Annotated in this window: 12 protein-coding genes; 1 reads left to right on the top strand and 11 read right to left on the bottom strand. The window is 38.2% G+C overall.

The features are described from left to right. Positions 1 to 70: 70 nt before the first annotated feature. Positions 71 to 2,182 carry a TonB-dependent receptor gene (locus EXE30_RS05430; protein WP_130161529.1) on the top strand — a complete coding sequence of 704 codons (2,112 nt, stop codon included), beginning with the start codon at positions 71 to 73 and terminating at the stop codon, positions 2,180 to 2,182. A 38-nt stretch (positions 2,183 to 2,220) separates the two neighbouring features. On the opposite strand, the gene EXE30_RS05435 is transcribed toward EXE30_RS05430, so the two are convergent. From EXE30_RS05435 to EXE30_RS05485, 11 genes are all read right to left on the bottom strand, one after another. Continuing rightward, on the bottom strand, positions 2,221 to 2,961 hold the full coding sequence (locus EXE30_RS05435) for an adenosylcobinamide-GDP ribazoletransferase (RefSeq protein ID WP_130161530.1): 741 nt from the start codon (positions 2,959 to 2,961) through the stop codon (positions 2,221 to 2,223). Positions 2,962 to 3,063: 102 nt separating this feature from the next. Further along, entirely contained in the window at positions 3,064 to 4,650 is a 1,587-nt protein-coding gene (locus tag EXE30_RS05440) for a histidine-type phosphatase (protein WP_130161531.1), read from the bottom strand. 107 nt (positions 4,651 to 4,757) lie between these two features. Beyond that, on the bottom strand, positions 4,758 to 5,366 hold the full coding sequence (locus EXE30_RS05445; protein ID WP_130161532.1) for a histidine phosphatase family protein: 609 nt from the start codon (positions 5,364 to 5,366) through the stop codon (positions 4,758 to 4,760). Then, complete coding sequence (gene cobT, locus EXE30_RS05450; protein WP_130161533.1) at positions 5,356 to 6,426, bottom strand: nicotinate-nucleotide--dimethylbenzimidazole phosphoribosyltransferase; 1,071 nt, start codon at positions 6,424 to 6,426, stop codon at positions 5,356 to 5,358. Before cobT ends, EXE30_RS05445 begins: the two co-directional genes overlap by 11 nt. Position 6,427: 1 nt before the next feature. After that, positions 6,428 to 6,946, bottom strand: a complete 519-nt coding sequence (gene cobU, locus EXE30_RS05455; protein WP_130161534.1) for a bifunctional adenosylcobinamide kinase/adenosylcobinamide-phosphate guanylyltransferase — start codon at positions 6,944 to 6,946, stop codon at positions 6,428 to 6,430. Between the two features lie 2 nt (positions 6,947 to 6,948). Then, on the bottom strand, positions 6,949 to 7,572 hold the full coding sequence (locus EXE30_RS05460) for a 2'-5' RNA ligase family protein (RefSeq protein WP_171457327.1): 624 nt from the start codon (positions 7,570 to 7,572) through the stop codon (positions 6,949 to 6,951). Positions 7,573 to 7,651: 79 nt separating this feature from the next. Then, a complete protein-coding gene (gene mtlD / locus EXE30_RS05465; protein WP_130161535.1) occupies positions 7,652 to 9,787 on the bottom strand; it encodes a bifunctional mannitol-1-phosphate dehydrogenase/phosphatase in 2,136 nt (711 codons plus the stop codon). Between the two features lie 265 nt (positions 9,788 to 10,052). Beyond that, entirely contained in the window at positions 10,053 to 10,673 is a 621-nt protein-coding gene (locus EXE30_RS05470; protein ID WP_121929315.1) for a GNAT family N-acetyltransferase, read from the bottom strand. Positions 10,674 to 10,822: 149 nt separating this feature from the next. Beyond that, on the bottom strand, positions 10,823 to 11,173 hold the full coding sequence (locus EXE30_RS05475) for a hypothetical protein (protein ID WP_121929314.1): 351 nt from the start codon (positions 11,171 to 11,173) through the stop codon (positions 10,823 to 10,825). After that, positions 11,170 to 12,678, bottom strand: coding sequence for a PepSY-associated TM helix domain-containing protein (locus tag EXE30_RS05480; RefSeq protein WP_130161536.1), 1,509 nt, complete (start codon positions 12,676 to 12,678; stop codon positions 11,170 to 11,172). Before EXE30_RS05480 ends, EXE30_RS05475 begins: the two co-directional genes overlap by 4 nt. Position 12,679: 1 nt before the next feature. After that, positions 12,680 to 12,973, bottom strand: a complete 294-nt coding sequence (locus tag EXE30_RS05485; RefSeq protein ID WP_130161537.1) for a hypothetical protein — start codon at positions 12,971 to 12,973, stop codon at positions 12,680 to 12,682. Between the last annotated feature and the right edge of the window lie 83 nt (positions 12,974 to 13,056).

Consider the following 13,056-nt stretch of genomic DNA (forward strand, 5'->3'; position numbering starts at 1 on the left):
AAACTTTTACATACGTATCCAGTTCATCACTGAGATACAGCTCGTTTAATGCTTTTATAGAGTTTTTAAAATGACGACTTATTTTCGTTTGTCAGTCTTAACGGCTGCGTGCCTGTCTGTTACTTACAGTTCATTGGCGATTGCTGAAGAAAATCCTGCACAAGACACCAAAACCTTAGCGACTATTGTGGTTACAGCAAGTCGTGAAGGCGAATCACTCAGCAATACCCCTACTGCGATTAGCCAAGTGAACAAGCAAGCCTTAGAAGATAATAATGCGACTTTTATTGGGCAAGTCATCAATCAAACACCAGGTGTATTGATGAATGATTTAGGCAATGAGCAACATATGATGTCAATTCGACAGCCGATGACTACCGCGGCAGTCTATCAATATTTAGAAGATGGTATTTCGGTTCGTCCTGTTGGTGTGTTTAATCACAATGCACTTTATGAACTTAATCTTGCCGGAATTGATCGTATTGAAATCCTACGTGGTCCAGCCAGTAGCTTATATGGAAGTAATGCCATTGGTGGCACGATTAACTTTCTAACCAAAGCACCAAGCGCAACACCAACTGCCGAAATTGGTGTCCGTGCAAGCAGTGAAGGATATCGCCGTATAGATCTTGGTGCTTCAAATACATTTGATACTGAATCTGGTGAACATGGTCTACGTTTATCTGGCTATGCAAGTGATCGTGGCGACAGCTGGCAAGATCACGCCGAAAGTAATAAACAAAGTCTCACCCTTCGGCATGATTGGCACATTTCTGATGCCACACAAATCAAAAATATTGCCAGCTATAACCATCTAAAAGCCGACATGACAGGAAGCCTGAACAGCAAAGATTTTAGTGAGCGTCCGGGTTATAGTTACCAGACATTTACCTATCGTGAAGTCGATTCCACCCGTTTATCTTCACAGATTAGCCATGCTTGGAATGAGATCAATCAAACTCAAGCAACCATATATTATAGAGACAACACCACTGAACAAAACCCAAGTTATAGCATTCGGACTGATATGCGAAATGGTGTGCCTACAGGGACTTATACGGGCCAAACCACTTATAATCAGTTCAAATCTTATGGTCTAAATTTGCAACACGCCACAAGCTTTGATCAGGTGAAGTGGATTGTCGGTACGATGGCAGAACATACGCCAAACAAAGCCAAAACTAATGATATTGAAGTATTTCGTGATCCGGAAACACGTATTTATACAGGTTTTAAACCACGAAAATTATTACGTGACTTCAATGTTGATGTCGATAACCAAGCCATTTACACCCAAGTCAATTGGCAAAGATTCGATAACTTAAATCTAGTCGCTGGCGCTCGCTACGACTGGATTAAATATGACTATCAGAATAATTTAACTCCATCAAATGTTACGGGTGCACCGAACGAAACACGTCGCTTCCATAAAGCCAGCCCACAACTTGGCTTTATTTGGAATGCACATCCGCTATTGGATATCTATAGCAACTGGTCACAAGGTTTTGTACCACCAGAAGTAAGCAGTTTATACGGTGCAAACTTAGTAACACCAAATTTATCAGAGGCAACCTTTAATAATATTGATCTTGGCATACGCTTTAAACTATTCGATGAACGTTTAGATGGTGAAATTACGCTTTATCGCTTAGATGGAGAGGATGAAGTCATTAATTATACTAAACCTGACAATACCCGCGAACCGCGTAATGCAGGTAAAACACGACATCAAGGCATTGAAATTGGTGGTACTTGGAATATTTCTGATCAATACGATCAGCGTCTGAAACTATCTGGAAGTTGGGCGAAACATGAATTTAAACAATTTCAGCCATCAGAAAGCTTAAATTATAATGGGAATCGTATGCCGAACTCTCCAAAAGCCTTTGGTACTGTTGAATATCAGATTAAGCCCATTCCTGAGTTGTTGTTATCGGCAGAAGGAGTTTATGTCGGCTCATACTGGATCAATGATGCCAATACCGAAAAATACGATGGGCATACGGTATTAAATCTACGCGCAACCTACCGCCGTAATGCATATGAAATCTATGGTCATATCATCAATGCTGCAGATGCGCATTATGCTGAAAGCACCTCATTTAGTAACAATCAAGCAAGCTATACACCTGCTGCACCACGAACTTATCTAGTAGGTTTACGTTATCATTTTGGGAAATAAATGGAATCAAGTACAGCTTTATTAAAAAGCTGTACTTTTTAAATATAAAACAACGCTATCACAAAACTGACGAGTAAAGCCGCCTCAACCAACTCAATTGCAGCTCCAACAGTATCACCAGTAATTCCACCAATTCGATGTATAAACTTCGCACGTAGATAAAAAAGCAAAAGCAATAAAGTAAGTAGACTTATGATTCCCTGCCATTTAAACACACAAAGCAATGATAATGTAATTACAAAAACCATCCATGTTGCAATTTTTGGAATACCATCGGTGATTGAACGCCCAAGTCCGATATTACGTACATATCGAGTTGTTAAGAAAAGAAATAAAGGAACACTTCGACCAATCGCAGGAACTAGGATCAGAAAAGTATGTAACTGTTGTTCCAGTAGTACATAAATTGCAGCAAACTTAAGTAAACAAAGCATCACTAAACTTAAAACACCGATAGGCCCGCATGCTGGATCTTTCATAATTTTAAGTGTACGCTCAGGATCACCAAAACCACCGACCCATGCATCAGCCGTATCTGCTAATCCATCGAGATGTAATCCGCCAGTCAGCCAAATCCACAATACTAAAATGATGCAGGCAACTAAAAGTGTGGGCAGTTTGAACAACAGTATAGAAAAAACAAATAAGATGACTCCAATCAATGCACCAATCAGTGGATAAAACAGCAAGGATTGAGCATTTTGTTTTGCACTAGGTATTCTTTTCAACTCAATAGGCAAAACAGTTAAAAATTGCAGCGCAATCCAAAATGGTGTCATGCTAAAAATCTCAGCCAAATAATATCTATAATTCATCAATTATGAGGAAATAAAAATGGGAATAGCAAGCCTATTCCCATTATAAGAAAACAATAAATTAGATTATTGAATTTGATAGCATTGCTTAAGTTTTAAATAATCATAATAAAAACTGTTTGCACGATATCGAGCATAGTTACATGAAGGTTTGAACAAGGTTTCTTTTTCATTGTAGAGCATTTTGATTAAGGTAGTTCCTTGAGCATTTTGATAAATATCCCACTGTAAATTTGCTGCCATAGGTGATACCAACTCACCTCTCCATGCACTATTTGTATAGTTATAGGTTTGGCGCAAAGGTAAAGGTTGCATCATATTGTGCAGCTCTAAAGTGGTTGCAAGTGGAATAATAATTTCTGCATGTGCAAAGCGTAGAACAGCTCGATGCGTTTGTTGTTGATCTACAACTGTATCCACCTGTTTGAACAAGTCCTGCTTTAAACCTTGTGCAATCGCACTGGTCACCTGATTTGACTCAGTAAAACTTGGCCCTTTCTCATAAAAATCATTCGCATCATTAAATTCAGCATAGAATTTTGCTGCTTCTAAAGGCATATATTTATCAAAATCAACACCTTCTAATTCAGTTTTCATGCCTCCAGAAATTGAATAAAGCTCATAAAGATATGCAGCAGCATCAACTGCACTGGTAATGGTGTTTTTGCCTTTTCCTTTTTCAGTAATGGTTTCTCCATTCGGCGCAATTACGCTGTACGAACCACTATTGCTAAATGTATAAGCTTCGCTACTACCTAACTTTTGAATAAATTCGGGCTTGAAAATCGGTGTAAGTACCTGCATTGCAACTTGTTCAGCACGCATATTACTTGCTAATTCATTGAATTTTTGTGCCAAATCAGCATTTTCTTCCGCAAACTTTTGATAAGCATGACTGGCATCATATATCGTTTTTTGTTGTTCGGACGAAGATTGAGTCATATCCTGATCAGCTGTTAACTTATGAAAGTAGAGCTTAAACCGATCTACACCTCCATCTTCGATGGAAGGTACACTTTCACTAGAGAGGCTGGTATAAGAACTCGGAATAATTTTGTTTTTGAGCAGTGGTTGCTGCCGAATAAGTTCATCAGTAAAAAACTTAGCGCTATCCACTGCACGGTCAACACCTGAGCTCTGTACTAAAATAGACGTTTGTTTGTTTGCGGTTGTTTTAAATAACTCAGGCAATCGTTGCAATAAACGGTCAGCCATACCGCGATGTTCTTGGATACCAGTCAAACTCTCGTTTCCATATCCAAACTGACGGATTCCTTCTACCCCATATCCCAAAAGAATATTGGCTTTCATGGTGTTTTCTAGATCCGCACCGAGTTTTTCACCAAGAGGTGTTAGTGCATTTTCAGCTTTTGCTTGTTTCCATAAGTTATAAAGTGCTAAATCGTATTTGATGCTAGATAGACCTCTTGAGCCATGACGTGCAACCAATTCAGTAAAAACCGCTTGGAAACCTTGTGGAATTGGCTCATATTTTTTAAGATCTTGTAAGGGCTGATAAGGTGTTTTAGTTTGATAATATTTTGATGGCGTATTATTTTCAGGCGTTGTTTGTGATTGTTGATGATCATCATTGTTGCATGCGACCAACAACATACTTGCGCATAACATACTGCTTTTAAATAATATATTCATGAATTTTTTGCTTATAGATAAAGAAGTGCCATGTATCATAGACAAGAGCAATGACAGTTCTATTACACCGTTCAGTAAAAAAATTTAAATACAATCGTATTTCGAAGCTAAGGAATAAGTGAATTTTCCATAAAACCAATCTCACTTTCACCTTCAAGCAACTCTAATTGATACAGTTTTCCCAGCTCAGCAGGCATTTTTAACAATTCATTTAAATCATATTGTCTTGCTAAACAGGTTAGTAACTTTATTACTCCGCCGTGCGTAACAATCAAAGCAGTTTTCCAATTATTGTCCTGCATTTGCTGATGAATTTGTTTGAAACCAACCAAAAGTCGCTGTTGGAATCGCGCTAAAGGCTCACCATTCGGTGCTTGGAATTGGGTTGGAAATTGCCAAAAATTTGCCAATAATTCAGGCGATGTCTCATAAATCGTTTGTGTTGGAATACCTTCCCAATCGCCAAAATACATTTCTTTGATGTGCGGGTTAATAATGAAAGCTAAGTCTAATTGTTTCGCCAAGTTTTCAGCGAATAGACTACATCGTTGCAAAGGTGAACTAAAAATAACATCCCAATACTTGTGCTGATCTAGATGTTGTTGAATGGTTGTTTGCATCTGCAACCAACCTTGTTCAGTTAACTCATCATCAAGGTGTCCACGCAACGTATGGCTTAATGTCGTTTCACCATGACGCAGAAGATCAATCCGCAACTTTATCCCCTGAAACTGCCGCTTCTGCAAAGGTTGCCATCTGATTATGTAGCACACAAGCGAGTTGAATCATTGACAATGCTGCACCCGCACCACTTCCTTCACCTAAACGTAAATTCATGTTTAGAATCGGTTGAGCATTCAATTGTTTTAATACACGTTGATGACCATATTCAGCAGACTGATGTCCGAATAGCATCCATTCTCTTACTTTCGGTTGAATACCAACCGCACATAAAGCAGCCACTGAACTAATAAATCCATCCACGATAATCGGTAAACCAAGCTGTGCACAACGGACATAAGCACCTGTCATCGCAGCAATTTCAAGTCCACCCACTGCCGCTAAGATTTTTATTGCATCATCAGCGACATAAGACTTGTGTAATTTTACAGCTTGATCAATGACGTCGATCTTATGTAGCAATTGTTGATTGGTGATACCTGTGCCTACACCAGTCAATTGTTCAGCACTTTCATTCAATAAAAGACAAGCAAGCGCTGAGGCTGAACAGGTATTGCCTATACCCATTTCCCCAGCAATAAAAACATCTGCGGCTTTTGATTGTGCACGCTCGACACTCTCTTTACCTAGCCGTAAAGCAGTGGCGCACTCGTGTTCCGTCATCGCAGCTTGTTTAGCAAAATTTGCTGTGCCAGCACGAATACAATGACGCTCAACATCTACATAATCATAGGCCTCACCCACTGTGCCACAATCAATCACCTGTAAATGAGCGTGATGATACTTGGCAATCACACTAATGGCAGCACCACCTGATGCAAAGTTCTGTAGCATTTGACGCGTAACGGCTTGAGGATAGGCGGAAATATTTTCTTCAACCACACCATGATCACCTGCAAAAACGCTAATCCAAGGCTTTTCAATATGTGGGTGTACGGTCGCTTGCAATCCAGCTAAGGTAATCGCAATATGTTCAAGATCGCCGAGCGCACCAGTGGGCTTGGTTAACTGCAATTGACGTTGTTCAGCTTGCAATTTTGCATTCATATCGGGCTGTTTAACAGGCTCCAACCACCATTGAACAGATTCTGTCATGCTATTTCTCATCTTTTAAAATCATTGGAAAGCCCGCCACACAGAACACAACTTTATGTGCTAACTGCCCTAAAACTTGATGTAAACGCCCTGCTTCATCGACAAAACGACGACTAATTTCGCCCATCGGCACAACACCAAGACCAGTTTCATTACTCACTAATATAATTTTTGATTTCAGTTTGGGCAGTACACTGAATAATTTTTCGACTTGTTGTTGCTGGAGTTGCACATCTTCAGTTAACAGTAAATTGGTCAGCCATAAGGTTAGACAATCAACTAAAATGACCTGATTCTCTTGATCTACGTGTAAAAGTCTATCCGCAAGAAAAATGGGCTCTTCACAAAGCGCCCAGTCATGAGGTCGTTGTAGTTGATGATGTTGAATCCGATGCTGCATTTCTTCATCTAAGGCTTGCGCTGTTGCTACATAGACAACAGCTAGACCAGTTGCTTTCGCTGTTTGTTCAGCTAAGCGACTCTTTCCTGAACGTGCCCCACCTAAAATCAGTTGCAACATATTTAACCTAAACTCAGCCGATGGTAAGGATAAAGTAATCCTTGTAAAATCTGTGCTTTATAATAACCGAAAGTTAAATGTCGTACCTGAATTTTAAACTTTTGGGGTTGCAATTTTTGAATACGTTCAAGTATCAGTTCACTCTTCCATGCTTTGCGGTAAAGGCCTAAAGTAATATGGGGACAATATTCTGGCGCCGCAATTTCCGTTGAGCTTAAAGACAATTGCTGACGGATTTTAGATAAAATATTTTGTTTATCATGAATTTGTAAAAATAAAGCACTGCTAAAGCTATCAATAGCAGTCACTTCAAGTTCCAAACAATCAAATTGTAGCGCTTCTAGGTTTTTGATTTGTTGATTAAGTTTGCGTATTTCAAAATCATCATCAAATTTAGGGGTATGTGCAGTTAAAAAACCTGCAACAAACAATGTGATGTGATATTGACGCTGATTCAAGGGAATCAGTAGATCTGAGAATGCTTGTTTTAAGTATTCTAGGTATTCAATTAGTTCAGGTTGATCAATTTCGATATACCACAAACCGTATTGGACTCGCCCATGATGCCATTCAGGATAGCCATGTTCGCTAGTCGCCATCAGTTTTGTGGATGCTTGTAATAACACAACTTGCTAGATCGTTTTTAAAGTTGTGCTATTCAAACATACATCGGTTCATTTTTTAAAGCGTTTTTGACGCTTTCATTTAAACCGCTTCTAGCGGGGTTGCTAAGAGATTTTGAACATCAAGCTGGATACCTGCATCTTTCAGTTGCGACTGTATTCCGTTATAAAGTGCATCAAGCAACACCTTACGCTGACTTTCAGTAACATCCAACTGTGCAATATTTTTTTGTAAATGTTGTACGATCACCATTTCATCTAGATCTAGAATTTTTAAAGCATATACATAGCCATAAATCGCCCCTTTCAATAAATTTTGATAAGGAATTTGTTGGTGTATATGTTGTTCAATACTACCCAAAACGCGCTCATTAAAACTTAGTTTTCGTAAAGGATCTCTAGCCACACGCTCACAAGGATCTTTATAAGCTGATCGACATGAGTTCAAGAAACTCTCTGCCATACGATCCAGTTCTTTGGCTTGATTTGGAACGATATTGCCTAAACCTAATTTAATTTCATCCACCAGCTGTTCAACAAAACGCTGCATCTTTTGATCAGACATTGCGATACCAATGGTTTCCATCTCATTTAAACTGGCATACCAAGCCAACATAGCATGACTGCCATTCCACAAACGATTCTTAATCATTTGAATATCTGCAATCTGATCAACTAAAACCATTTGTCGCATTTTACTTAAGAGTGGACTCCGATTTTCAACATAAATCGGCATGTCTGCTTCACTATTGAATAATATCAGATCCATATTTTGCATGCTCTGACCTGCTTGAAACTGATCACGTAGGTCTTCTAAGCACCGAGTCATCTGTTGCTCGTGTTTCTCACTCAAAGTGGTTTCATCTGAGAGTTCAACAGCATCTTCATTCAAATTAGCTTGACTCTGTATATATAAACGATGCTTGATATTAAGCTGACGATATAATGCTTGATCGGTCAGTTTTGAAACCATTCGGTTCACGACCGTATCGCAAAAATAATGCTCACTTAAAATATGTTCGGCAATATCTTCATCAGTGATCTCAAGTAAAGCATCACGGATATATTTGAGTACCAAATACTTTGCACAAACTTTGTTAAGAACAATTAAAAAAGTAATGGGTTCATTATTATTCTGTATATCCTGAGACATAAAACGAGCAAGCAGACCCTTTGCAATAACTCTAGCTTCCGATTCAATTGCATTTTCTGGGATACATAATGCAATCAGGCTGGACTGCATATACATCTCAAGCATTTGTTGTTCATTATTAGCATCAATGACTGTTAGATTGTCAATTCGTTCATCATAAGAAGATTGACCATATCGAATGCTATAACCAGCAAAAGTATTCACAGACTCTAGGTATAAACGATTTCTAGTCGACGCCAACATTCGTTTAGGTCGGGTAAAACCATCCCAATGTGACAAGATTTGGGCTATATATCCGCCACCAATTGCACCAAAACCATGAATACCCACGGTTAACTGATTTAAACTTTGTGGAAAAGCTTCTTGGAGAATTGGCATCCCCATTTCTGGAATATGTTGATCCAAAGCATTTAGACATTCATACATGTCTTGATAATAGAAATTTGCCTTAGACAACATATCATCGTTTGGTTCTTTTATATCTTTAAATAAAATCGTGATGCCAGCTGCATCATAAGCCGAACGAATACCATTTTCAGAATCTTCAAACATCAAACAAGTTGATGTCTCCAAATTTAACTGTTCAGCAGCTTTTAAGAAAATTTCTGGATGTGGTTTCCCTTTTTCAACTTCATCACCACAAACCAACACATCAAAAAACTTATAGACATTGGCATTAATCAAATATTCTTCAGCGATTGCCCTTCGGCTTGAAGTGGCAACGGCCATCCTTAAACCTGACTTTCTTAAACGCTCTAAGACTTGAACTAAGCCCTTTTTAATGGGTACACCTAAGTGACGAACTGTCTCTAACTCTAATTCATCAGCACGTTTTCGAATTGCTTGGTATGGAACATCCTCACCATAATGTTTTTGAGCAAGCTGCTCAGCTGTTTTTGCACTTAAACCTAAACAGTTCATGAGATAATCATCAGAAAATTCCTGTCCAATGAGTTCTTGAGATGCCTGTTTCAATGTTTGAAACCGTAACCGCTCAGTATCAAACATTGTGCCATCCATATCAAAAATTGCCCCATGAACAGGATAATCATGAAAAATAAGCATTATTACTCCTTAGCTTTTTTATACGTTATCTAGAATAACCAATAAAGATGCCAATAATGCAGGCTGTAAATAAATGAAATGAAATTGATTAAAAATCATACAACAATCTCAGGTTCTTATTGTCTTTTGTTATAATTGGATAAAAAACTTGCACCTTCGTGTAATCTATGAACGTTTAATGATCGAATTTGAGTGACATACGCAGCAAAGCGTATGTCTAAAATCTGCGAATTACTGATGAAACCGCCTAAGATACGCTGAGAATCTAGGCCGGTTGTTCATTCATTTGTTGTTGCGATGCTTGATAATGCTCCCCAAACTTGTCATAAAAAGTTTCTCTAAAGCAGTAATACAACATCGCCGTTTTTTCCGCCATCGGAATCAAACCTTGGCTCTCATAACAAAGATCTTCTACCACCGCTGCATATGGTTTTACCGTATGGTCTGGTTCACCAACAATCTTTTTAGCTTTAGAATGTTCAAAAATATAGAAACTCAATAAACGAATTGTTGGACGTAAAAAACCTTTTCCAAATACCGATTTATCACCAAATAACAAATGCCATCCTAAATCATTGTCATCACCTTGGTAATAACGACCCAAACGATCTCGCTTACCCTCATAGATTTCGGTATAACCGACATCTTTGCCATTTACACCAACGATCAATAAACGTTGATGGTCGTCTGCCAACATTTTGTCAAAATAAACGTGTAGTTCAAGTTCAGATTTATTGAGTTGCCATTGTGGAATCACATGAGGTTCATGCATCCACTGATGCAATAAAGGTATATCTTGCGGATATTGAACTTGACGTAAGTAGTATTGTGTTCCGTCTTCATGGTATTCAAAGTAATCGGGTAATTGTTGAGAGATTGTGATCATCTTCTAATCCTGGCTTAGCATTATCTTAAATAGTAATGATAATCATTTTTATTAATACAGCAACCCTATTTCCCATTTTTCTTTGTTATTTAAACCAGACCACTATTTATAATAAAAATCATGGATCGACTCTACGGCGAGATAAATTTCTAACTAGACTTGCTGATCAGTTCAAATATGCTAAAAATGACAGCAGCTAAAAGGCTCAGCTTCCATAGCAGCGAAAATTTCTTTTTCAATCTATAAAAAAGTAAAATTTGAATAAAAAATGCAGTTGGAACGATGACAAACAACCAGGTTAACAATCCTACAGATAACCCCTCAAAGCGGTAATTCATCCACATTGAAATAGCCAATAATACTAAGCAGCTAATCACCATGATTTGTTTGATCTGTTGGGAATCCCACCAAGCAAGTTGCAAATGTTTTTGTCCAAACTTGCTTAGCATACAGCTTTGCATCAATGCAGCAATCGCCCAAAATAATGAGGCAAAACTCATGCTTTATCCCTCGTCTTTTTGATATAGAGGCGCAGAAAAGCGAATAACACAAACCCGATAGTGAGACAGGCAATATCCACACCAGCAATTGACCAACGTTGTTGTAATACGCTATTCCATAAAGATGCCTCAGGTATCGTCATAAAACTTAGTAACGGAATCAACAAAAATATAGATGCAGTTAAGCTCGTTAAAGCAATCACCCCTCTACGTATCGGAAGTATGAGACTAAAGATTAAGCTGAATACCCATGCACAATAAAATAAGGTGACCTGATGATTGATCAAAACATTCGATGTTAGTGGCAATATTCTATTCAAAAGAAGATAAATACCTGAAGCGAAAGGTAAACCTAAAAAAGTAAAAAAATTAATATGTTGCACTAATTTATATGTAAATGTGTTTTGTTCTTTAATTCTTTTTCTCTGCCATAACAAAGCGCCAGCCGCCAACATGACACAACCAATAATTCCAAGAAGCGCCAAGATAAAACGCATCCACATCGAGGCAAAATATCCAAGATGAATACCATAAGTTGACGAAGCAAATTGAGCAATTGCGCTCATATTTCTCGGCTGCTCGAGCTGCTGCGCTGTATTTGCATTAAAAATATATTGTGGTGTATTGAGCGTAATAATATTTTTATAGTTATAGTCAAAGGAGATCATTGCTTCTGATGTATTAGGTTTTTGAACTTCAAATTTATCCAGAATCGCACCCTCATCGGTACGCTCAGGCATTTGTGTTATAAAGCTTTGAAATGGTTGCATACTTTCTGATGACGGCTGAGGTTTTGCCATTTCAACAAACTGCATTTCACTATAAAACTTAGGAATTCCATCTTTTCCATAATGTTCGGTTAACCCCCAAGGGAAAACCAAATAAAATAAAATAATCAGACCTGTAAAGGCCATCACCAGATAAAATGGGAAGGTAATAACCCCCGTAATATGATGTAAATCGAGTAAGGTACGTTGCCCTTTAAAAGAACGAAAAACGAAGAACTCTTTAATAATTTTCTTATGGGTAATGATCCCTGTAATGAGACTAATCAGTAAAATGAGTGCCGCAATCGCCACAATCAGACTACCAACCGAGCTTGGTATTGGATACAAGGTATAATGCAGCTTAAAAAAGAAATCACCGCCTAAGGTATTACGTAACGGATTAAGCAACTCGCCTGTTTGTGGGTTTTGTAGTTGCTGATGCCGACCTTGTTGGTCTTGCCATTGCAGTAAGTTGACAGGCATTCGCTCGTTGGCCACCGTGACACGCCAGCGTTTAGCATCTGCGGCATGTTGATTTAGATAGTCAAATGCCATTTCAGCAGCGTGTTGCGTCGTCGGCATTTTTTGTACTTGAGTTACAATTTCTGGCTGCGACCAAACATTGATTTCTGTACGAAAATACGCGATTGAGCCTGTGAGAAAAATAAAAAAGATCAACCAAAGAAAGAGGATACCAAACCAACTATGCAGTATTGCTTGTATTTGACGGAAGTTCATTTCAAACAACTCCCCACTGGGCTAACAACCAATAACTGACAAGCAAAAAGATACCCAAACTATTAATTGCCCAAAACCACAACTTAGATATGACGGAACTGGTAAAAATGATATAAAAAATAAAAAAGATAAAACTGATGAAAACTGCAAAATACACATTTTCAGCTTTAGCAAAAGGTAGCCATTTGGCTAAAACCAGACTTAACCAAGAGCTATAACAATACGCAGCCAAACAAACAATAAACACTCTACGGTAGCTGAGATAAAACTTTTCTTGTTTTTCAGAGTGATTCATCTGTACGACCTTAAAAAAGAAAAAAATACTGTATGCAAAAAGGAAATATCTGCAATAAATACAGATATTTCCTTAATTAGACC

It is taken from the genome of Acinetobacter halotolerans (assembly GCF_004208515.1).
Classification (GTDB): Bacteria; Pseudomonadota; Gammaproteobacteria; order Pseudomonadales; family Moraxellaceae; genus Acinetobacter; species Acinetobacter halotolerans.

What these genes read in the sequence shown, in the direction of transcription:
- EXE30_RS05430 (WP_130161529.1), top strand. Translation starts at nt 71, where the DNA reads ATGACGACTTATTTTCGTTTGTCAGTCTTAACGGCTGCGTGCCTGTCT.
- EXE30_RS05435 (WP_130161530.1), bottom strand. Translation starts at nt 2,961, where the DNA reads ATGACACCATTTTGGATTGCGCTGCAATTTTTAACTGTTTTGCCTATT.
- EXE30_RS05440 (WP_130161531.1), bottom strand. Translation starts at nt 4,650, where the DNA reads ATGAATATATTATTTAAAAGCAGTATGTTATGCGCAAGTATGTTGTTG.
- cobT (WP_130161533.1), bottom strand. Translation starts at nt 6,426, where the DNA reads ATGACAGAATCTGTTCAATGGTGGTTGGAGCCTGTTAAACAGCCCGAT.
- cobU (WP_130161534.1), bottom strand. Translation starts at nt 6,946, where the DNA reads ATGTTGCAACTGATTTTAGGTGGGGCACGTTCAGGAAAGAGTCGCTTA.
- mtlD (WP_130161535.1), bottom strand. Translation starts at nt 9,787, where the DNA reads ATGCTTATTTTTCATGATTATCCTGTTCATGGGGCAATTTTTGATATG.
- EXE30_RS05470 (WP_121929315.1), bottom strand. Translation starts at nt 10,673, where the DNA reads ATGATCACAATCTCTCAACAATTACCCGATTACTTTGAATACCATGAA.
- EXE30_RS05475 (WP_121929314.1), bottom strand. Translation starts at nt 11,173, where the DNA reads ATGAGTTTTGCCTCATTATTTTGGGCGATTGCTGCATTGATGCAAAGC.
- EXE30_RS05480 (WP_130161536.1), bottom strand. Translation starts at nt 12,678, where the DNA reads ATGAACTTCCGTCAAATACAAGCAATACTGCATAGTTGGTTTGGTATC.
- EXE30_RS05485 (WP_130161537.1), bottom strand. Translation starts at nt 12,973, where the DNA reads ATGAATCACTCTGAAAAACAAGAAAAGTTTTATCTCAGCTACCGTAGA.